Here is a 20,375-nt window from a genome sequence, read left to right on the forward strand (position 1 = left end):
TAAGCGTCCTCTTGCACTATCGAATCTGCAGATTTAATTCTGAAACGATACGTACCGTATCATAGCAGTGAGAGAGGCAAAGTGGCAGTATCACCGCCCTTTTTTGAGTAACCGTCCGGAAACTCCAAGCGGCTGATTTTGCTGGCTAAACGACAAAACTCCGATATCGGGGGCTTTAAAGATAGTTTTCCGTATGTTTCACGATATACGGCGACGCGACACCCTTGTTTTCTGACAGCGAATGGAATCAAAAGGAAAATGAACGTGAAAAAAGCAGGAATAGTGAGCTATGGCACTGGCGTTCCCGTTTGTCGCTTGAAAGTCGAAGAAGTGATTAACGTCTGGAAGAACACCGATCTGCATCTCGTGCAAAACCAGTTGGGGGTGGTCGAAAGAGCCGTTCTTCAACCTGATGAAGATGTGATCACTCTCGGTGTATTGGCCGCCCAGCGTGCACTGGATATGGCCCCCGGCAGTAGCGTCGAGGCTTTGTATCTGGGCACTTGCACCAACCCCTATGACTCCCGCGCCTCGGCCTCTGTCATCCTCGAAATGCTCGGTTCCGGCTATGACGCCTATTGCGCCGACGTCCAGTTCGCGGGCAAATCCGGCACTTCTGCGCTGCAGATTTGCCAGGCACTGGTCGCTTCCGGCATGACCGGCAGCGCCCTTGCAATCGGCGCCGACACTATCAATCGCAACACCGCCCCAGGTGATCTGACCGAATCCTATGCGGGTGCCGGTGCGGCAGCTTTATTGGTGGGCACGGAGAATGTCATCGCAGAATTCGATGGCAATTTCTCTTGTGCAGCTGATGTCGCCGACAACATTCGCCCGCAAGGCGATCGTTATATTCGCTCCGGGATGGGGCTTGGCTCGGACAAAAACAGCATCGGCCTGGAAGACCAGACTCGCCGGGCGGCGGAAGGCTTAATGGCCAAATTGCGCACCTGCCCGCAGGACTACGATTACGTTGTGTTCCAGCAGAATCTGGTGTCCACGCCCTACTCCCTCGCCAAGCATCTGGGATTCAATCCGAAACAGGTCGAGCCCGGCATCTACGCGAGCAGTGTTGGTGACACCGGTGCTGCCAGCCCGCTCCTCGGTTTGATTAACGTGCTCGACCAAGCGCGTCCCGGTCAAAAAATCCTGCTGGTGTCTTACGGTTTCGGTGCCGGCAGCGACGCAATTGCCTTGACGGTCACCCCGGCCATTGAGGCCTACCAAAAGCGCAACAGTCCACTGCGCGAATCGCTCGAAAACAAGCTGTACGTAGATTACGGAACGTCCATCAAATACGAGTTCAAGTATTTGCGAGCTGACTACGCCCTCACCGCCTACCTCTGATTTCGCCTGTCTACGCAAGGAGCATGTACATGTGCGCACGTCGTGTTGCAATCGTTTCGGCCGCCTATACGCCGAAACCGGGAAGTTCCAGGGTCCGGCAGACGTTCAAGGAAATGATCGTCGAGTCGGCTTATAAAGCTATCAAAGACGCCAGGATGCATCCTCGGGAAATCCAGGGTGTGGCCTACGGTTATCACGGCGAGGGCATTTCGGAATATGGCGGTCTCGGCCCGACCATCTCCGACACTTTGGGCATCAGCCCGGCGCCGACGTTCATGAGCACTGCCAACTGCACCAGCAGTTCCGTGTCGTTCCAGATGGGCCATCAAATGATTGCCTCCGGGGAATACGATATTGTTCTGGTCGGCGGCTTCGAGAAGATGACCGACCACTTCAACTATGCCGAATACATCGGTTCCAGTACCGAATGTGAGTACGACTACTTCCTGGGTATTTCCCACACTGATGCTTTTGCCCTGGCGACGGCGGAATACTTTGAAAAGTTCGGTTATGCCGGGCGTGAAGCTGATGTGTTGGCGACCTTTGGCCGGCAGATGCGTATTTATGCGCACAACACCCCGAATGCCACGCGCTTCGGCCATCCGATTCCATCTATCGATACCCTGAAAAACAGCGAAGCCTTTGGCTCGATGCTGGCTTGGGGTGAAGCAAGCGGTTGCGCGATTCTGGTCGCTGAACATCTGGCTCACAAATACACGGACAAACCAGTATTCGTTCGCGGATGTGCCTATACAGGCGTTTCCCATTACTTCGGCACGCGTTTTCACAACCCGACCCTGCATCACCCGGGCCTGCCAAAAAATGTCGGCATGGCCGTGTCGGCCAACTCCATCGCTTGCGCTGAAATCGCCTATAAAAAGGCCGGAATCACTGCGAAGGATATCGATGTCGCGCAGGTCTACGACTTGCTCGGCGCGGGTCTGATCCAGATGGAATCCATGGGGGTCTGCAAGCAGGGTCAGGCCGGTGATTTTGTCCTGGAAGGCGGCATCTGCATTGACGGTCCGCTGCCATTGAACACCGACGGCGGCAACATTGGGCGCGGTCACGCGTCCGGTTGTGACGGCATTCTGCACATCACCGAACTGTTCCGTCAGTTGCGCGGTGAATCCGACAACCAGGTCAAGGGCGCGCGCATCGGCGTGTCGCAAAACCTGGGAGGTTATGCCGCCCACAACTCAGTGATCGTTCTTTCCAACGACTAAGGAGCCGGACCATGTCTATGTACCCCGAACAGATTCATCGGATGACCACTGCCAGCATGCTTCGCGAATGGCGAGAACACGGCGGCAAATATCGTCTGGAAGGCAGTCAGTGTGAAGACTGCAAGGAGATCTTTTTCCCACGTCGTACAGTTTGTGGCGCCTGCAATTCGCTCAACGTAAAACCGTACCGCTGCGCCCGCAGCGGCAAGATCGAAGTCATGGCTCACGCCGAGAATCCGATCCTTGCCGCCATGGGCTACGGCGAAACAGTGCCTCGCTGCATGGCGATGGTTCGTCTGGACGATGGCTTGGTGATCGCGTCGGAAATCGTTGACGTCACTCATCCGGAACAACTGAAAACCGGCGCGCCGGTACGCATGGTCGTACGCAAACATGTGCGCGAAAGCAATCTGGCCTGGCAATACGCCTACAAGTTTGTATTGGACGTATAAATAAGACCGTCGAGCGTTAGTTTCTGACGCTCGACCGTTTGAATATCAAAACAAGAATTGCGCTACTTATAAAAAGAACTTACTCGCCAAAAGCTTTTAATCCTTGTTCCTCCGGGAATAGCAAACTGCCGTTATTTTAAATCGGGAATTATCCCAAAACTATTTATTGGCTTTATATGGCCGAGGACTCATCATGTCGACTCTTTGTCTCCCGCACGTAATGTTCCCGAAAAACAAGATCACTCAACAACAGATGATTGAACATCTGGAGAGCCTGCACGCCGACCATCCGCGCATGGCCCTGGCCAAGCGTATGATCCAGAATACCGAAGTCAACGAGCGGCATTTGATCCTGCCGATCGACGAGCTGGCGGTGCACACCGGCTTCACTCACCGCAGCATCGTCTATGAGCGTGAAGCCCGCCTGATGTCTTCCGCCGCTGCCCGCCAAGCCATTGAAAACGCTGGCTTAACGACCAATGACATCCGTATGGTGGTGGTCACCTCGTGCACCGGCTTCATGATGCCATCGCTCACCGCACATCTGATTAACGATCTGGACCTGCCGACTTCCACCGTGCAGCTGCCGATCGCTCAGCTCGGTTGCGTCGCCGGTGCCGCAGCAATTAACCGGGCCAATGACTTCGCCAAACTGGATTCGCGTAATCATGTGTTGATTGTCTCGCTGGAGTTCTCGTCGCTGTGTTATCAGCCTGACGATACCAAGTTGCACGCGTTCATTTCCGCTGCACTTTTTGGCGATGCTGTTTCTGCCTGCGTATTGCGCGCTGATGATCAGGCGTCAGGGTTCAAAATCCGTTCCACCAACTCTTTCTTCCTGCCGAAGAGCGAGCACTACATCAAATACGATGTAAAGGACACCGGCTTCCACTTTACCCTGGACAAAGCCGTCATGAACTCTATTAAAGATGTCGCGCCGATTATGGAGAAACTCAACTACGACACTCTTGAACAGAACTGTGCGCAGAACGACTTCTTCATCTTCCACACTGGCGGCCGCAAGATTCTTGACGAATTGGTCCTGCAACTGGACCTTGCCTCGAACCGGGTTTCGCAGTCGCGCAACAGCCTCGCCGAAGCCGGCAACATTGCCAGCGTTGTGGTTTTCGACGTGCTCAAGCGACAGTTTGAGTCGGGTCTTAACTCCGGCGATGTCGGCATGCTGGCAGCTTTCGGCCCAGGCTTCACCGCCGAAATGGCCGTGGGTGAATGGGTAGCCTGATTCCCACGTTTTGCCGGGGCTACGTTTGAGTCTGCAAGAAACCTTGGTGGTCTGTATGAAGCCAAGGTTTCTCGGCCTCTTTCGCAAACCCTTCATTGCACCTGATTAATGGTTTCACATGGAGGATGAACGATGATCAGAGACAATCTCGCTACGCCGCCCAAGCGACAATATGAACAACGGATGGTTTTGCTGCTGTCCTTGAGTTTCGGCCTCGTCGGGCTTGATCGCTTTATCATTCTGCCGCTGTTTCCCGTGATCATGCGTGACTTGCAGCTGGATTATCAGGACCTCGGCATGCTGTCGGCAGCACTGGCCTTCGCCTGGGGCTTTTCAGCCCTGGGCGCGGGCTACGTGATTGATCGATTGGGTCGCAAGAACGCACTGGTCCTGTCAATTGCAGTGCTGTCGCTGCTCTCGGGGATGTCGGCTCTGGCCGGAGGACTTTTCGGGCTGGTCGTCATCCGCGGGCTGATGGGGCTCTGCGAAGGCGCGTTCACACCGGCCAGTATCATCGTCACCGATGAGGTTTCGCATCCGCAGCGCCGCGGACAGAATCTGGGTTTCCAACAGGCATTATTCCCGATTCTCGGACTGTGCCTGGGGCCATTGCTGGCTGCCAGTCTGTTGGAGCTATTCGACTCGTGGCGTATGGTTTTCGCGATTATCTCGTTGCCCGGTCTACTGCTGGCCGGCTATTTGTGGAAAATCTATAGACCCGCGCCCTTGCCGGCACATCAGCAACCCGCATCAGGCAGGGGTTGGGCGAACTGGTTGAGTGCCTTCAAAAGCGGCAATGTCAGCCTGAACATCCTGATCATGTTTTGCATTCTTACTTGCCAGTTCGTCCTGTGTGCCATGTTGCCCAGTTACCTCACGGACTACATGCACCTTGAAACGCTGTCGATGGCCGTCGTGATATCCGCCCTTGGTGTTGGTGGTTTTATCGGTCAGTTGATAATTCCGGCGATGTCGGACCGACTGGGACGCAAACCGGTGGTCATTGTTTCCTTCATGACCAGCGCAACGTTGGTGGGGCTGTTAATCATCAGCCCGGCCATTACCGGGTTGTTATTTCTCCTGCTGTTCCTTTTGTCTTTCTTCAACTTCAGCCTGATCTGCATGACTGTCGGGCCGTTGACCAGCGAGTCGGTGCCGCCTGCGCTGCTTCCCACTGCCACCGGCATTGTCGTCGGGTTCGGCGAGATCCTTGGCGGTGGCGTGTCACCCGCCGTCGCCGGTTACGCCGCGATGCATTTCGGCCTGCCATCGATTTTGTATGTCGCACTGGCCGGGAGCATCGGCGGCCTGCTGTTGTCGCTGGGTCTGCGCGACAATCTGCAACCCCTCCCTGCCCTGTCAGCCGCGAACGCGTTGCCGATCAGCCTACCCCTCAAGGATTAGAGATCATGGGATATTATTTGATGCTGCTCGACCTTTGCCAGCATGAACACCGAGGCATCGGTGTGTTCGACTTCCAGACAGGCCAGAGCCTGCGCATGTTTCCCGAACAGGGCGGGCTGTATGAAACATTGCAGTATTGCAGTCGCTGGCATCGCGGCTGGGCCGAGCATCTCAAGCATCTGCCCGCCAGTGACAGCACCCAGGACATCGACCTGCAGCCACCACTCAAACCCGGCAATAATTTGCTCGCCCAGATCAGCACGGTCAACCTGACGCTGTCGAAAAAGCAGGCGTGGAGTTACAAAGGCAACGGCAGTCTGCTCAAGACGCAAGGCGAGGCGCTAAACATCCCTTATCAGGCGCTGAGCATTGCCAGTGAACCGGGAATCGTCTGCATTTATATGGTCGACTCCTTCGGCAAACTGCACTTTGTCGGATTCACCATCGGTAACGAAGTGCACGATCCACTGCTCGGCAACCTCGACTCGCCGGACGCCAACCAGGCGTGTCTTCGCGAATGCGCACTGGCTCCGGCAATGATTCTTGGAGAGTTGCAGTGTCGATTGTCGATCAACGCTCGTATCGAGCGTCAGGACAGGCAAATCTCCTATCGCGAATACGATATCGATCTGAAGGAATGGCGCTCACTGCGCAAATACACCCAGGCATTCCTCGAACAGCACGAACAGTTCCTGCAGCCAGGCATGGTCCACTACGTGTTTCATGGCCTGGGCCACCCTGACAGCGAACCCCCGCTGCAACACGGTGACTGGCTCGATCTCGATTGCCCGGAACTGGAGTTGGGCCTGAGCAATCGCATCGTCGAAGAAGAGTTGTTGCATCTGTGCCCGCTTGATAAACGCACGCTTGGAGCGGGTCTGCCCCCGCGGGCGACGCGACTGCAGCAGCGCTGCAACGACCCGAATGTGCTCAAGCGCAGATAACGCTGACAGCGTTATTTGCGCACCAGCCCCGTCAGTTCTTCTCAGGATTTCCCTGCACGCGCGCGAATCGAGAGGCTGTGCAGCCGCGATGACACAAGCACAGCCAACGCTGACAGATCGCTATCGGGCGCCAGTTCACCGGCCTCGATCGCGGTTTGCAGGCGCGCCTCCAAGTTGAATCCAAAACCTAAGCACTTAGCTGCTTGATCCAGTCAAGACTCGCAACAGTAGATCCAGAAGGACGGTACTCACACCCGATCCATCCCGCGTAGCCGCGTTGCTCCAGCGCCGCGAACAACGCAGCAAAGTCGATATTCCCCGTTCCCGGCTCGTGACGACCCGGGCAATCGGCAATCTGCACATGGACGGTTCTGTCATAAAACCGCGCCAGCACAGTGGCTGCGTCTCCAGTCAAAAGCTGGGCATGGTAAAGATCAAGAATCAGCCCGACACTCGGGAAGGTTTCCAGAATCTGTTGCGCCTTGCTGAAGTCAGACATGTAGTAGCCCGGCATCGCCTCCGCGCTGATCACTTCGATAAGCGGCCGCAGCCCCTGGTCTTCGAAGTACTTGACCGCATATTCCACGTTGCCCGCGTAGATACGCTCAGCGTCATTCTGCGTTGTAACACCCGACATGATGTGGACATCCGAACACGCCAACGTCTTTGCGTAGCGGGCGGCCTGGCGCAACCCATCGCGAAACTCCACTGCCATGCCCGGTAACGCGGCGATGCCTTTGGTCACGCCAGCCGGGGGGGCGAACTGAATCAACGGCAAACTGTATTGGGCTAGATGGTCGGCCAGCAGACTTGCGTCGAATTCATACGGCGACGGAAACTCCACCGCCCGGAAACCGGCGGCTGCGGCGGCTTCGATGCGCTGCAGAAAAGGCAATTCATTGAATTGGAAACCGAGATGAGCATTGAACTTGAGCATTGGGTAATCATCCATCCTGGGAAGAAACGACATCATTAGCCTGGAGCATCCTTCGCCGCTCCAGCACCGCACTATCGCAATTGCGTTCAACCATTAAAACCATGTTTCCATCTGTATACCGTATTGCCATACCCCTCCCGCCTGGAAGTCGGACATGCCAAAGGAGTCCGCAGTACTGAATTTGTCCAGATCCGAAGACCAGTTCATGTAGCTTGCGAACACTCGCAACTCCGGACGCGTGAGAAGATCGCCAACGTCAAGTTTGAACGTCGGGGCGACAGTGAACTTCCAGAAGTTACCATCGACCGCATTACGTTGTAGATAGCCTTTAGGGTCGAGGTTCATGGTTTGCCAGCTCATTTCGTAGGCCATTTCGAAGTTGCTGTTGATTGTGTTGGCCAATCGCACGTTCAAGGTCAGCCAGCGGTAGTCGTCACCTTTGACGTATCTATCCTTGCTCTGTTCGGCCAGCAGGCTGGGGCCGATGCGCCAGTCAGAGCTCAGAGGGGTTTCACCGTAAAGTGCCAGACGCAGCGCGCGGGCCTCGTCGATCAGTTCACCATCCGAACCAACGTTCTTGACCTCGGCCCCCAGGCCTTGCCCATAGAGCAGCGCCGTTTTGAAGAACCCTTCCCTGCCGAAAAAGGTTTTCTGGTGATTGGCCAGCATGCTGTGCAAACCGCTATCCGCAGGCGTCAAACCGGCTTTATTGGTGCGGGTGCCGAAATCGTTTTTCTTTGCGCCGATGGCGTTGTACATCCACTGCCACTGGCCATCCTCGAAGAACTGGTTCGAGGTCAGAATGTAACTTTCCACATCGGCATCAATACCGCCCTGACTGAAATCCCCGTAGCTACGCCCAATCAAGGAGTAATTCGAACGCCAGTGCTTGTTCATCTGCACATCGTAAATTCCGCCGCCGGTGCCGGCCAGGTAAACGACGTCGGAGTCCAGCCAGTGGATATCGAAGTTATCTCTATCGAACCGCTTGCCTGCCCACAGCGTCGCGTTCTCGAACACTGAATTGCCTTTGAACGCAGCGACATGGTCGAGCGTGGCGAATACCTGGCGTACGTTGAGTTTGCTTTCGTCCGCCGTCCAGTCATTGGAGCTTTCCACACCGTCGGCGATGGAAACCGTGAATTTGGAACGGGTGCCGTTTTGCGCATAGACCTCTTTCGACAGGTCGATGCGCATGTAGGTGTCGTCTTCGTTACCGAGTCGCCCGACTGCACCGCCCACCGAGCCGGCCGGCGTTGTGTAAGGGCCGCCACGGCCGCCACCCAGCCCCTCGTCGACCAACAATCCGGAGCGCGCATAGCCGTTGAAGCTGAACCCATCGGAGAGGTGTCCGGTATTGCTGTCTTTATCCAGGCTTTGCTGACGGGCTTCGAGTTTTGCCAGTCGGGTATCCAGAGCAGGCGCGGAAATGGCTGTTGCGTTAGACGCGACGGGCTGCAAGGGCGGCGCCGCGAGTTTGATTTGCTGCAATTCCCGGGCAAGTACTTGGGTCTGCTGTTCGGCCGTGGCTGCGCGCTTTTCCGCTGCGCTGGCGCGAGCTTCAAGTGCGGCCATGCGCTCTTCCAGTGTCGCTGCCTGTGCGGTCGCCGCGGATGTGCCGAGCACACCTGCCAGTAGCCAGCCTGTTGCTTTGTGCATATGAAATCCCTGTTTTGTTTTTATTGTTGGTTGACGCAAACGGCCGTTTTTTTCTTGCGCTGCGAGTTGTCGCAATCAACGAAAAAAAGGGTGCCTCATCGCAAATACGCTGCTACATTTGGCGATGTTAACGTTAACTTTTCTAAAAACAAAAATAAAGGACGCTCGATGAAACACCTGAAATCGCTCCTGCCCGTTGCATTGATCACCCTGTCTGCCGCACTTCCATCCGTCTCGAGCGCAACCGATCTGACGATCTCGTGCGGTGCGGTGGGGGCGGAATTGCAACTGTGCAAAGAGGCCGTCGAGACATGGTCGAAACAGACTGGCAACAACGTCGAGGTGGTCTCCACGCCTAACTCGGCGACCGAGAGGTTGTCGTTCTACCAGCAGATCCTCAGTGCGCAGTCCACCGACATCGACATCATTCAAATCGACATGGTGTGGCCGGGGATGCTGGCCAAACACCTGATGGATTTGCGTGAGGTACTTCCCGCCAACGCGACCCAAGGCTACTTCCAGGCACAAGTCGATAACGCCACGGTCAACCGACGGCTGGTGACGATGCCGTGGTTCACCGACTCGGGGCTGCTGTATTACCGCAAAGACTTGCTCGATAAATACGCAAAGCAGGTTCCTCAGACGTGGGAGGAAATGACCGCTACCGCCAGGGATGTGCAACAGGCGGAGCGCAACGCCGGGAACGCCAATCTCTGGGGTTACATCTTTCAGGGACGTGCCTACGAGGGCCTGACGTGTAATGCGCTGGAGTGGATCAGCAGCCAACCACAAGGCGGACTGATCAATCAACGCGGAGACATCGTGGTTAACAGTCCGGCCTCAAGAGCCGCGTTGACGCTGGCGAAAAGCTGGGTAGGAGACATCTCTCCGCGTGGCGTGCTCAATTACACCGAGGAAGAAGGACGCGGCGTATTCCAGTCGGGTAATGCGCTGTTCATGCGTAACTGGCCTTATGTCTGGGGCCTGGTGCAAAGCCAGGACAGTGCCGTAAAAGACAAGGTCGGCGTCGCTCCCCTGCCCCGCGGCGGCGAGAACGGCGAGCATGCTTCCACCCTCGGTGGCTGGGGCCTGGCGGTATCGCGCTACAGCGCTCATCCCAAACTTGCCGCCGAGCTGGTGAGCTACCTGACCAGTGCCCAAGAGCAAAAACATCGTGCCCTGACAGGCGCCTATAACCCGGTGATCGAGTCGCTGTATCAAGATCCCGAGTTGCTCGCGGCCATGCCTTATTACGCTCAGCTACAGAGCATTCTCAACGATGGGGTCATGCGCCCCGCCGCAATCACCGCCGACCGTTATCCACGGGTCTCCAATGCGTTCTTCGATCGGGTGCATGGCGTGCTGGCGGGCGAGTTGCCCGTCGATCAGGCACTGGCCGAACTGGAAAGCGAACTCACGCGTATCAAACGCCAGAACTGGTAAGCCACAAGGAAGGAAATCACCATGTCTGTCTCTACTGCCCATGCCCCCTTCGACGAGCTCCTGCTCACGAGGGAAACACCCGTACAACGTCGCCGGGTGCGCGCTGCCTGGCTGTTTCTGACGCCAATGCTGGTCTGTCTGGCCCTGGTGGCCGCCTGGCCGTTGCTGCGCACGTTCTGGTTCAGCCTGACCGACGCCAGCCTGGCGGACACCGGTGGCGCAACCTTCATAGGCTTGAGCAACTATCTTTTGTTCAGCGGTTCCGGCTGGTCAGGCATCCTCGTCGACCCGCAATGGTGGAACGCGGTGCGCAACACGTTGTATTTCACGGTGCTGTCGGTGGGACTGGAGGTCGTACTGGGGCTGTTGGTGGCGTTGCTGCTGAACATCAAGTTCACCGGCCGTTCTCTGGTGCGTGCGTTGATTCTGATTCCGTGGGCGATTCCGACGATTGTCTCGGCGAAGATCTGGTCATGGATGCTCAACGACCAGTTCGGCATCATCAATCACCTGATGCTCAGCCTCGGCCTGATTGACGCCCCCCTGGCCTGGACGGCAGATGCAGACCTGTCGATGTGGGCGGTGATCATCGTTGACGTCTGGAAGACCGTCCCCTTCGTCACGCTGCTGATGCTGGCGGCCCTGCAGATGTTGCCGAGCGATTGCTACGAAGCGGCCAGGGTCGATGGCATTCATCCGCTGAAGGTGTTCTGGCGCGTCACGCTGCCACTGTTGATGCCTGCACTGCTGGTGGCGGCGATCTTCCGTATCCTCGATTCCCTGCGGGTATTCGACGTGATCTACGTGCTGACCTCGAACTCGTCGAGCACCATGAGCATGTCGGTGTATGCCCGCCAGCACCTGGTGGAGTTCCAGGACGTCGGGTACGGCAGCGCGGCGTCAACGCTGTTGTTTCTGCTGGTTGCGGTGATCGCCATGCTTTATCTCTACCTCGGACGCCGTCAACTGGAGGTCCGCGCATGAGCCCGCGCCTGCTGAAAAAAACACTGTTGCGCCTCGGGTTCTGGTGCCTGATCGGGGTTCTGCTGCTGTATGCGGTTTTCCCGTTCTACTACGCCATCGTGACCTCACTGAAGCCCTCCAGCGCCCTGTTCGAGGTGAGCTACTGGATCGAAAATCCCGACTTCTCCAATTACTCGGCGGTACTCCACCAGGCCTCATTCCTGCGGGCGATTGGCAATTCGCTGGTGGTTGCGCTGTGCGTGGTGACGCTGGCGCTGTTCCTCAGCCTGACCGCCGCCTACGCCCTGGGCCGGGTGAAATTCCGTGGACGTGGCACGGTATTGATGATGGTCCTTGGCGTGTCGATGTTTCCCCAGGTTGCGGTGCTGTCAGGGCTGTTCGAAGTGATCCGTGCCTTGGGTCTGTACAACACGTCCTGGGCGTTGATCCTCAGCTACACGATTTTCACCCTGCCCTTCACCGTTTGGGTGCTGACCACGTTCATGGGGCAACTGCCCCATGAACTGGAGGAAGCGGCAATCATGGATGGTGCGTCACCTTGGGTGACGCTCACCCGCGTGCTGTTGCCGCTGCTCTGGCCTGCACTGGTCACCACCGGGTTGTTGGCCTTCATCGCGGCGTGGAACGAGTTCCTGTTTGCCCTGACTTTCACCCTCACCGACAGCCAACGCACGGTGCCCGTTGCCATCGCCTTGATTTCCGGCGGCAGCCCCCATGAGTTGCCTTGGGGCTTGTTGATGGCTGCCTCGGTGCTGGTCACCGTCCCACTGGTGATTCTGGTGCTGATCTTCCAGCGCCGAATCGTTTCCGGTCTCACTGCCGGCGCGTTAAAGGGTTGATGCCCAATAAAGACAAGGAACAGCATCGTGATCAAATTGAAACTGAACAATGTGAACAAACAATTGGGCGGCGCGCGGATTCTTCGCGACATCAACCTGGAGATCGCGGCGGGTGAATTCGTCGTGTTCGTGGGGCCTTCGGGCTGCGGAAAGTCGACCCTGCTGCGACTGATCGCCGGACTGGATTCGATCTGTGCTGGCGATCTGCTGATCGACGGGCGGCGGGTCAACGACCTGGAACCGCGCGAGCGTGGCGTCGGCATGGTGTTTCAGTCTTATGCGCTGTACCCGCACATGAGCGTCTACGACAACATCAGTTTTGGTCTCAAACTGGCCAGGACTGAAAAGAGCAGCCTGCGCGAGCGGGTGCTGAAAACTGCGCAAATCCTGCAATTGGACAAACTGCTGCAACGCAAGCCAAAGGAACTGTCTGGGGGGCAACGTCAGCGCGTGGCCATGGGCAGAGCCATGGCGCGGGAACCGGACATTCTGTTGTTCGATGAGCCGCTCTCCAATCTGGATGCCTCCTTGCGGGTACAGATGCGCAACGAAATCGCCCGGCTGCATGCCCGACTGCGCTCAACCATGATCTACGTCACCCACGATCAGGTGGAAGCGATGACCCTGGCCGACAAAATTGTTGTGCTCAACGGCGGCTGTGTAGAGCAAGTCGGCTCACCGCGCGAACTCTATGAGCGCCCGGCCAGCCGTTTTGTCGCCGGTTTTCTCGGTTCGCCGAGAATGAATTTCCTCCAGGCCCGCCTGCATGCGCCGGGCGAAACCAGCCTGGTTGATGCTCCCGTTTTGCGGATGACCACCCTGCCCTTCGACAGCTCGAACCTGGCGGCGGACGCTCTGCTGAGTCTCGGCGTTCGCCCGGAACACCTGTCGCTCAAAGCGGCGCAGGGAACGGCTGGCGTCGTCGTGACCGGGGTCGAATACCTGGGCAGTGAAACCTATGTGCACCTGGATAGCGGGCAGGACGAGCCACTGATCTGTCGCTGTGAAGTCAACGCCGGATGGCAGACAGGTGATCGGGTCGAACTGCAACTGGACATCGACAAGATCCACCTGTTCGACAGCGACGGCACGGCATTGCAGCGCCACCCGCAAGCCATTGAATCCGTGCCCGATGACCTTTCTCTACGCTCAATCCGAGCAAACGCCCTATGACCTTGTCTTTGAATACCCCGAGCGATCCCATGTCTTCGACCCTTGACCTTGCGCAGCGCGCACTGGCTGCCAGCCAAGCTCGCGTCATCGAGGACTATCGACCCGGTTATCATATTTCTCCGCCGGCAGGCTGGATGAACGACCCGAACGGGGTCGTGTACTTTCGTGGCGAGTACCACGTGTTCTATCAGCATCACCCCTTCGACGCGAAATGGGGGCCGATGTATTGGGGCCACGCCAAGAGTGCCGACCTGGTTCATTGGCAGCACCTGCCCATTGCGCTGGCACCCGGCGATGACTGCGACCGTGACGGCTGTTTTTCCGGTAGCGCGGTGGTGTGTGGCGATACCCTGGCCCTGATCTACACCGGGCACACCTGGCTGGGGGAAGTGGGTGACGAGCGTTTCATCCGTCAAGTGCAGTGCCTGGCGACCAGTACCGATGGCATCCGCTTCGTCAAACACGGCGCGGTGATCGACAGCGCGCCGCAAGACACCATCATGCACTTCCGTGACCCCAAGGTCTGGCAGGCGGATGACTATTGGTACCTGATTGCCGGCGCACGCCTGGGCGATCTGCCGCTGCTCCCGCTGTACCGTTCCACGGATCTGCACGCCTGGGAGTTCCTGAACTATGTGTCTGGCGGCAGGGAGGGCGATGGCTATATGTGGGAGTGCCCGGATCTGTTCCGACTGAACGGACGCGATGTGCTGCTGTACTCTCCTCAAGGCATGCCATCCCAAGGTTACGAACGGCTCAACAAGTACCAGACGGGTTACCGTGTGGGTCGACTGGACAACCAATGGAATTTCACTGGCGGGCCTTTTATCGAGCTGGATAACGGCCACGATTTCTATGCCGCGCAGACGCTGTTGGCCGCCGATGGTCGGCGCCTCGTATGGGCATGGCTGGACATGTGGGAAAGCCCGATGCCGAGCCAGGCCCATCACTGGTGCGGCATGCTCGGATTACCACGCGAACTTGAACTGTGCGCCGATCACCTTTGCGTGTATCCGGCACGGGAGCTCAGCGCACTGCGAATGTCGCTACTGCCGAGTACGCCGTGGTGGGGAGAGTCGGGAGCCCGCTGGGTACCGGAAGTGAATGGCGATATGCTCGAAATCCATGTGCATCTGGATCTGCTCGGCTGCACTGAAGGCCACTTGGGAGTCGCCTTGCGGTGCAGCGATGATGGCTTTGAAGAAACCCTGCTCTACTATGATGCGTCACTGCAGCGCCTGGTGCTTGACCGCAGCCGCTCGGGTACGCAAGTCACAGGCCAGCGCAGCGTCTCGATAGACCCGACACAAGAGCGACTGGAACTGCGCGTGTTTCTCGACCGGTCATCCATCGAAGTGTTCGAGGAAAACGGTCGCTTCAGCCTCAGCAGTCGCCTCTATCCGCGCTCCGACAGTCTCGGCGTGAAACTTGTGGCAAGCGGAAGTGGCGGGCGTGTTTCGATTCCCAGGGCATGGCCGCTCGGTTCAGGATGGTCATGAGGGTCGTCATTCGGGTCGCGAGAAGCCCGGGCCCTGTGTCATGATCCTGCGTCAACCTGACCGGCCGCACTTCGCATGACTTCAGTGAAAGACGTTGCACAGCTGGCCGGCGTGTCCCTGATGACGGTTTCTCGAGCGCTCAATACTCCGGAAAAGCTGAGCCCCGAAACCCTTCTACGGGTGCGTCGCGCCATTGATGAACTGCAATTCGTACCCAGCCTGTCAGCGCGCAAGATGCGCGGTGACAACCTCCAGTCGCGAACCATCGGTGTGTTCGCGCTGGACACCGCGACCACACCCTTCGCGGTCGAACTGCTGCTGTCCATTGAGCAGACCGCGCAGCAAGCCGGCTGGAATGTCTTTATCCTCAACCTGCTGAGCAATCCGCCCACCGACCAGAACATCGACCTGATGCTGTCGCACCGTCCGGACGGCTTGATCTTCAGCGCCATGGGGTTTCGCCAGGTATGTATTCCCGAGCGATTGAAGAGCAAGCCTCTGGTGCTCGCCAATTGTCTGGCAGATGACAGCCGCCTCGTCAGCTATGTGCCCGACGACGAAATGGGCCAGTACCGCGCCGTACACCACGCGTTGAGCCTCGGCTATAAGCGTCCTCTGTGTATCAATCTGCCGAAACAGAGTCTGGCATGGGGGCTGCGACAAAAAGGTCTGCAGCGTGCCTGTCAGGCATTCGGCCTGGCGCCTGAAACGCTCCTGCAGTACGACCTTTCCGATCATGATGCCTACAGTGAAACAGCCGCTATCCTCGACCGGCATGTCATCGATGGTCGTCCCCAATTCGATATTTTGATCTGTGGCAACGACCGCATTGCCTTTTGTGCCTATCAGCTGTTGTTGGGGCGTGGCCTGAAAATTCCCGACGATGTCGCCGTCCTCGGCTACGACAACATGATCGGCATTGCCGAGTTGTTCATCCCGCCGCTGACCACCGTGCAACTGCCGTACTACGAGATTGGTCGCAAGGCTGCACGCCATCTGATCGAGACCCTTGAGCTGTCGGGAACTCAGCGAGTTGACTGTCCACTGGTGGTCAGGACATCACTATGAGAGTGAGTCAGTTCGCTGATAGCGCTCCCGATGGCTTTCGATTTGGCGAGGGCCGTTCACGCCAGAGGTGGAATCAGAAATCCACCGTCGCTGAAAGCAGATAGGTTCTCGGTGTCGACAACGTCAGCCCCGGCTCACTGTCGTCCGAAGCGCCGGCAGAACTCCAATAGCGCTTGTCCAGCACGTTCTCGACATTGGCGCGCAGGGTGATGGTTTTCTCATCGACCTTGAAGGCGTATCGCGTACCCACGTCAAAGCGCTCCCAGGAATCGATTTCCTTGTCGTTCGACTGATCCAGATACTGCGAGCTGGAATAGAGGCCGCGTCCGGTCAACGTCAGGCCCTGTACGTTCGGCACATCCCATTCCGCGCCCAGGTTGACGTTGTACTTCGGCGTCGCCGGCGCGCGGTTGCCATCGAATGTGCCGTTGGTGGTCCGGGTCAACTCACTGTCGATGTACATCACGCCGCCGAGCAAGCGAAAGCCTTTCAGCGGCTCACCGAACACGCTCAACTCCACCCCGTCGTTCTGCCGTTTGCCGTTCGGGCCGAAGACCCGCGTCGTGGCGTTGGTTTCGTACGCCGGCTGTTTGATGCGGAACACCGCGGCAGTGAGGGCATATGAACCGGCATCGTACTTGGCGCCGACTTCGACCTGGCGGCTGATGAACGGCGGGAAGATCTCGTCCTCGTTTACCGATGTCGAAGGCGCGATTTTGCCTTGGCTCAAGCCTTCCATGTAGTTGGCGTACAGCGACAACTTGTCCGTTGCCTTGAACAGAATGCCGCCCGAGGGCGAAACCTTTTCCTCATCGTAGGCGGTATCGCCTTTTACATCATCGCTCCAGTCGTCGACCTTGACCCGCTGCCAACGGGCGCCAAGGGTCAGCAGCAGGCGATCATCAAAGAAGCCGAGGGTGTCGGACAACGCTACGCCACTGAAGCGGTTCTCGGTGTAGACCTTGGCGTCATAGCGCGTTGGCCGAGCGGGTTTTGCGGTTTCTACCGGGTCGTACAGATTGCTGCGGCCCGCCGCATAACGGGCGCCGCCGTTTTCAAAATCCATATAGAAGTAGCTGGCGGCGAGGTTGACCTCATGGCTGACTGGACCTGTGTGGAACCAGTTGCGCACGCCCGCCGTGGCAGTGCGAACATTCTCGTCACGGGTGAAATCCCGTGGTTGTACGCTGAAGTCGCCGGCATCGTTGGTCACGGAAACCGCATGTCGAAGGAAGTCGTGATTGCTTTTGCGAGCACCAACACCGCCGTAGACCATCACCGAATCACTGACATCAAACTCAGCGTTGAGCGTGCCGAAGGTGTCTTTGGTCCGCGCCTGGCTCCACGGTTGCGCGTAGTTATCGCGCACATCGTTGGCGTTGGGCACCTTGGCATTGGCGGCGACTTGCACGCGTTCTTGCGGTGCGTCGGTATCGCGCTCGGTGTGACCCACATCGGTGGAAATCCGCAGCCGCTCACCGCGAAAATCCAGGCCCAGCACGGCCATGTCGCGGTCGACACTCTGGTGATCCCACTCCGTGTCGCCGGACTGTTTGACGCCGTTGAATCGCAAACCGAACTGGTTGTCCTCACCAAAACGCCGGCCGACATCGACGGCACCGCCGATTTGATTGTTGGAAGCGTAATTGGCGGTCAGCGAGGTGATGGGTTTGTCGCTCGCACGTTTCGGCACGACGTTGATCCCGCCGCCGACGCTGCCTCGCGGTGAAATACCGTTGATGAGCTGGCTCGGGCCTTTGAGGATGTCGACGCGATCGGCCATTTCCATATCGATCGTGTACGTCGGCAATACGCCGTAGAGGCCGTTGTACGCCACATCACTGTTGAACAGGCTGAAGCCACGGATGGTGAACTGTTCATAGCGCCCGCCCGCCGGGTTGGTCGCGCGCACCGACGGGTCATTGGCGATCAGATCGCCCAGGGTTCGGGCCTGCTGATTCTTGACCGTCTCGCTGGTGTAGGTGGTCATGCTGAACGGGGTTTCCATGAAGTCTTTCGACCCCAGCAACCCTTGCGAGCCTCGGCGTGCGACCTGGCCGCCCGCAAACACGTCCGCGTCCGACGAGTCGGTGGCGCCGAGGATCGAGGTCGGCGCCAACTGCAGGCTACTGCCCTGCGCCGCCGGAATCAGCGTGTAAGCCTGCTCGCCCACCGGTTGCAGTTGCAGGCCGGAGCCCAGCAACAACCGGGCGAAGCCCTCCTCCACACCGAATTCACCAGACAAACCATTGCTGTTGCGCCCGCTGACCAATGCCGGGTCCACCGACAGATTGACGCCGGCCAGACCGGCAAATCGGGTCAGCGCGGAACTCAGGCTGCCGGCCGGCACCTGATAACTGCGCCGTGCCGACTCGTCGGCCCAACTGGACTGGATCAGCAGCGGACTGGCACTCAGGCTCAACAGCAAACTCAACTGCAACAACGGACGCATGCGACTGGGGAATACGGCGGGCATTGGAAGAAGCTCTCGATTTTGTTCACTTGCCTGGAATGACCAGCGAGACGAAAAAAAGGGACAGGCTTCAGCCAGTTTTTTCTGCGGGGGGAATGTTTCGAGGAACGAGCGACACCCAGAATCGCGTACGTGTATGAATCTCGACCGGCAAACTCGCGGCCAGCAACGACAACACTTGATCGGTGTTGTCGAGACGGAAACTGCCGGTGATGCGCAGGTTTTCCAGCGCCGGATCCCAGCGCAACAAACCGGAACGGTAGCGACTCAACTCGCGCAGGAAATCCCCCAGCGGCTGGTTCTGCGCCATCAACACGCCTTCGCGCCAGCCCGGCATCAACGCGTCGAATGGCGTAACAGGCCCGGCGCCGGAGGCTTGCAGAGTGACTTGCTGTCCTTGCTGCAAGGTCAGCGCCGGCCCGTGCAGCGGTTGCAATTGCACCACGCCGCGGACCACCGAAACGTTGCAGTCGCGCTCATTGAGACGCACGCAGACTTCGCTGCGACTGACGCTGATCCGGCCGTACGGCGCATTGATCATCAGTGGTGAGCTGCCGGGAACGTTGAGCGCCATTTCGCCGCGTACCAGCGTCAACTGACGCGCAGCAAGATCCACATTCACCGCACTTGCCGTGTTCAGCTGCAACGAACTGCCATCGGCCAGCGCCAGCCTTTTGTGTTCGCCGGTGCTGGTGTGTAAATCGGCGCGCCAGACGTCCAGCGGCAATTGCCGACTGATCAGCCACGCTGTGGGCACCAGCGCCGCCAGGCCGAGCGCGCGTTTCAGCGCCGCCCGACGTGCGGGATCCGGACGGTCCAGCGTCGCCATGGCCAATGCCGAGGGCAAATCGGAAAAGCGTTGGCGCAACAGTTGAATCTTCTGCCAGGCGTGTTCATGCCGGCCATCGCTGCTGCGCCAGTGTTGCAGGCGCGCCTGATCGTCCTCCGTGGCCTCGCCGGATTCCAGCAAGGCCAACCATTGCGCGGCGGCGCGGGCCACTTCCCGCGCTTCGGCGCTGGGTGCGACACGCATCAGAAATCCACCAGCAAGCAATGCTCATAGGCTTGCGCCATGTAACGCTTGACCGTGCGTTCAGACACCTGCAAACGCTCGGCGATCTCGCGATAACCGAGGCCTTCGAGCTGGCTCCACAAAAACGCCCGGCGCACCGGGCGTGGCAAGCCATCGAGCAATTCATCCAGCGCCTGCAGGGTTTCCAGCAGCAACCAGCGGTGCTCCGGCGAAGGCACGCTGTCCTCCGGCAACTGCGCGAGGGCTTCGAGGTAGGCTTTTTCCAGGCTGCGGCGGGTGTAGAAATTGCTCAGCAGACGCTTGCCCACCGTCAGCAAATACGCCCGGGGTTCGCGCATGTCGGCAATCGGCTGAGCGCTGCACAGCACGCGCAAGAAGGTGTCCTGACTCAGATCCGCCGCATCCCAGGCGTTGCCCATCCGGCGGCGCAACCAGGTTTCCAGCCAGCCTCGATGGTCGCGATACAGTTGCTGCAGGCTCTGCTCCGAGGGTGCGGCGGCTTCAATCATGTCAAGAGACCCTGCGCGAAGAAGAATTCAAATGAGACTGATTCTAATTAAGTTCATTCGCGATACAAAGGTCTTTCTCACGCGCAGGCGAGACTGCCGCGGTCAATCCAATTGACCGCGCCCTCCCCTTGATGCTCCAAGC

Annotated in this window: 17 protein-coding genes and 1 pseudogene; 12 read left to right on the top strand and 6 right to left on the bottom strand. The window is 58.2% G+C overall.

The window, feature by feature from the left end; all coding sequences use genetic code 11:
• The first annotated feature begins 258 nt into the window (after positions 1 to 258).
• The 6 genes from AC3WMT_RS00520 to AC3WMT_RS00545 all read left to right on the top strand — a co-directional run bounded on the left by AC3WMT_RS00520 (position 259) and on the right by AC3WMT_RS00545 (position 6,616).
• Entirely contained in the window at positions 259 to 1,347 is a 1,089-nt protein-coding gene (locus AC3WMT_RS00520) for a hydroxymethylglutaryl-CoA synthase (RefSeq protein WP_103301997.1), read from the top strand.
• A 29-nt stretch (positions 1,348 to 1,376) separates the two neighbouring features.
• Entirely contained in the window at positions 1,377 to 2,573 is a 1,197-nt protein-coding gene (locus AC3WMT_RS00525; RefSeq protein WP_103301998.1) for a thiolase family protein, read from the top strand.
• 11 nt (positions 2,574 to 2,584) lie between these two features.
• Positions 2,585 to 3,025, top strand: a complete 441-nt coding sequence (locus AC3WMT_RS00530; RefSeq protein ID WP_103301999.1) for a Zn-ribbon domain-containing OB-fold protein — start codon at positions 2,585 to 2,587, stop codon at positions 3,023 to 3,025.
• Positions 3,026 to 3,218: 193 nt separating this feature from the next.
• Complete coding sequence (locus AC3WMT_RS00535) at positions 3,219 to 4,268, top strand: type III polyketide synthase (RefSeq protein WP_103302000.1); 1,050 nt, start codon at positions 3,219 to 3,221, stop codon at positions 4,266 to 4,268.
• A gap of 183 nt (positions 4,269 to 4,451) precedes the next feature.
• On the top strand, positions 4,452 to 5,672 hold the full coding sequence (locus AC3WMT_RS00540) for an MFS transporter (RefSeq protein ID WP_256583436.1): 1,221 nt from the start codon (positions 4,452 to 4,454) through the stop codon (positions 5,670 to 5,672).
• 5 nt (positions 5,673 to 5,677) lie between these two features.
• On the top strand, positions 5,678 to 6,616 hold the full coding sequence (locus tag AC3WMT_RS00545) for a fumarylacetoacetate hydrolase (protein WP_256583437.1): 939 nt from the start codon (positions 5,678 to 5,680) through the stop codon (positions 6,614 to 6,616).
• A 41-nt stretch (positions 6,617 to 6,657) separates the two neighbouring features.
• On the opposite strand, the pseudogene AC3WMT_RS00550 reads toward AC3WMT_RS00545, so the two are convergent.
• The 3 genes and pseudogenes from AC3WMT_RS00550 to AC3WMT_RS00560 all read right to left on the bottom strand — a co-directional run.
• Positions 6,658 to 6,792: pseudogene (locus AC3WMT_RS00550) on the bottom strand (TetR/AcrR family transcriptional regulator); the annotation flags it as partial.
• 11 nt (positions 6,793 to 6,803) lie between these two features.
• Positions 6,804 to 7,553, bottom strand: coding sequence for a hydroxypyruvate isomerase family protein (locus tag AC3WMT_RS00555; RefSeq protein WP_103302447.1), 750 nt, complete (start codon positions 7,551 to 7,553; stop codon positions 6,804 to 6,806).
• Positions 7,554 to 7,646: 93 nt separating this feature from the next.
• Positions 7,647 to 9,212: a carbohydrate porin gene (locus tag AC3WMT_RS00560; protein WP_103302002.1), complete on the bottom strand. Its 1,566-nt coding sequence runs from the start codon at positions 9,210 to 9,212 to the stop codon at positions 7,647 to 7,649.
• Positions 9,213 to 9,380: 168 nt separating this feature from the next.
• Here AC3WMT_RS00560 and AC3WMT_RS00565 point away from each other — a divergent pair, with 168 nt between their 5' ends.
• The 6 genes from AC3WMT_RS00565 to AC3WMT_RS00590 all read left to right on the top strand — a co-directional run bounded on the left by AC3WMT_RS00565 (position 9,381) and on the right by AC3WMT_RS00590 (position 16,218).
• Positions 9,381 to 10,655: an ABC transporter substrate-binding protein gene (locus AC3WMT_RS00565; protein WP_103302003.1), complete on the top strand. Its 1,275-nt coding sequence runs from the start codon at positions 9,381 to 9,383 to the stop codon at positions 10,653 to 10,655.
• A 21-nt stretch (positions 10,656 to 10,676) separates the two neighbouring features.
• Positions 10,677 to 11,639 carry a carbohydrate ABC transporter permease gene (locus tag AC3WMT_RS00570; RefSeq protein WP_103302004.1) on the top strand — a complete coding sequence of 321 codons (963 nt, stop codon included), beginning with the start codon at positions 10,677 to 10,679 and terminating at the stop codon, positions 11,637 to 11,639.
• Positions 11,636 to 12,478 (top strand): carbohydrate ABC transporter permease, encoded by an 843-nt coding sequence (locus AC3WMT_RS00575; protein WP_103302005.1) that lies wholly within the window; start codon positions 11,636 to 11,638, stop codon positions 12,476 to 12,478. The genes AC3WMT_RS00570 and AC3WMT_RS00575 overlap by 4 nt, the downstream gene beginning before the upstream one ends.
• 27 nt (positions 12,479 to 12,505) lie before the next feature.
• Positions 12,506 to 13,651 (top strand): ABC transporter ATP-binding protein, encoded by a 1,146-nt coding sequence (locus AC3WMT_RS00580; protein ID WP_103302006.1) that lies wholly within the window; start codon positions 12,506 to 12,508, stop codon positions 13,649 to 13,651.
• On the top strand, positions 13,648 to 15,150 hold the full coding sequence (locus tag AC3WMT_RS00585) for a glycoside hydrolase family 32 protein (protein WP_103302007.1): 1,503 nt from the start codon (positions 13,648 to 13,650) through the stop codon (positions 15,148 to 15,150). The genes AC3WMT_RS00580 and AC3WMT_RS00585 overlap by 4 nt, the downstream gene beginning before the upstream one ends.
• Positions 15,151 to 15,225: 75 nt before the next feature.
• The gene (locus AC3WMT_RS00590) at positions 15,226 to 16,218 is read left to right on the top strand and encodes a LacI family DNA-binding transcriptional regulator (protein ID WP_103302008.1); all 993 of its coding nucleotides are present in this window, start codon (positions 15,226 to 15,228) and stop codon (positions 16,216 to 16,218) included.
• Positions 16,219 to 16,291: 73 nt separating this feature from the next.
• Here the strand turns inward: AC3WMT_RS00590 and AC3WMT_RS00595 are convergent, their stop codons facing one another.
• The 3 genes from AC3WMT_RS00595 to AC3WMT_RS00605 form a co-directional block, all read right to left on the bottom strand.
• Positions 16,292 to 18,694 carry a TonB-dependent receptor gene (locus AC3WMT_RS00595; RefSeq protein WP_103302009.1) on the bottom strand — a complete coding sequence of 801 codons (2,403 nt, stop codon included), beginning with the start codon at positions 18,692 to 18,694 and terminating at the stop codon, positions 16,292 to 16,294.
• 67 nt (positions 18,695 to 18,761) lie between these two features.
• A complete protein-coding gene (locus tag AC3WMT_RS00600; protein ID WP_103302010.1) occupies positions 18,762 to 19,724 on the bottom strand; it encodes a FecR domain-containing protein in 963 nt (320 codons plus the stop codon).
• Entirely contained in the window at positions 19,724 to 20,233 is a 510-nt protein-coding gene (locus AC3WMT_RS00605; RefSeq protein ID WP_103302011.1) for a sigma-70 family RNA polymerase sigma factor, read from the bottom strand. The genes AC3WMT_RS00600 and AC3WMT_RS00605 overlap by 1 nt, the downstream gene beginning before the upstream one ends.
• Positions 20,234 to 20,375 lie beyond the last annotated feature (142 nt).

The sequence above is a fragment of the Pseudomonas sp. FW305-7 genome, from assembly GCF_058786735.1.

Excerpts from the sequence above, each read along its gene's own strand:
- AC3WMT_RS00520 (WP_103301997.1), top strand. The coding sequence starts at position 259 with ATGAACGTGAAAAAAGCAGGAATAGTGAGCTATGGCACTGGCGTTCCC.
- AC3WMT_RS00525 (WP_103301998.1), top strand. The coding sequence starts at position 1,377 with ATGTGCGCACGTCGTGTTGCAATCGTTTCGGCCGCCTATACGCCGAAA.
- AC3WMT_RS00530 (WP_103301999.1), top strand. The coding sequence starts at position 2,585 with ATGTCTATGTACCCCGAACAGATTCATCGGATGACCACTGCCAGCATG.
- AC3WMT_RS00535 (WP_103302000.1), top strand. The coding sequence starts at position 3,219 with ATGTCGACTCTTTGTCTCCCGCACGTAATGTTCCCGAAAAACAAGATC.
- AC3WMT_RS00540 (WP_256583436.1), top strand. The coding sequence starts at position 4,452 with ATGGTTTTGCTGCTGTCCTTGAGTTTCGGCCTCGTCGGGCTTGATCGC.
- AC3WMT_RS00545 (WP_256583437.1), top strand. The coding sequence starts at position 5,678 with ATGGGATATTATTTGATGCTGCTCGACCTTTGCCAGCATGAACACCGA.
- AC3WMT_RS00555 (WP_103302447.1), bottom strand. The coding sequence starts at position 7,553 with ATGCTCAAGTTCAATGCTCATCTCGGTTTCCAATTCAATGAATTGCCT.
- AC3WMT_RS00560 (WP_103302002.1), bottom strand. The coding sequence starts at position 9,212 with ATGCACAAAGCAACAGGCTGGCTACTGGCAGGTGTGCTCGGCACATCC.
- AC3WMT_RS00565 (WP_103302003.1), top strand. The coding sequence starts at position 9,381 with ATGAAACACCTGAAATCGCTCCTGCCCGTTGCATTGATCACCCTGTCT.
- AC3WMT_RS00570 (WP_103302004.1), top strand. The coding sequence starts at position 10,677 with ATGTCTGTCTCTACTGCCCATGCCCCCTTCGACGAGCTCCTGCTCACG.
- AC3WMT_RS00575 (WP_103302005.1), top strand. The coding sequence starts at position 11,636 with ATGAGCCCGCGCCTGCTGAAAAAAACACTGTTGCGCCTCGGGTTCTGG.
- AC3WMT_RS00585 (WP_103302007.1), top strand. The coding sequence starts at position 13,648 with ATGACCTTGTCTTTGAATACCCCGAGCGATCCCATGTCTTCGACCCTT.
- AC3WMT_RS00590 (WP_103302008.1), top strand. The coding sequence starts at position 15,226 with ATGACTTCAGTGAAAGACGTTGCACAGCTGGCCGGCGTGTCCCTGATG.
- AC3WMT_RS00595 (WP_103302009.1), bottom strand. The coding sequence starts at position 18,694 with ATGCCCGCCGTATTCCCCAGTCGCATGCGTCCGTTGTTGCAGTTGAGT.
- AC3WMT_RS00600 (WP_103302010.1), bottom strand. The coding sequence starts at position 19,724 with ATGCGTGTCGCACCCAGCGCCGAAGCGCGGGAAGTGGCCCGCGCCGCC.
- AC3WMT_RS00605 (WP_103302011.1), bottom strand. The coding sequence starts at position 20,233 with ATGATTGAAGCCGCCGCACCCTCGGAGCAGAGCCTGCAGCAACTGTAT.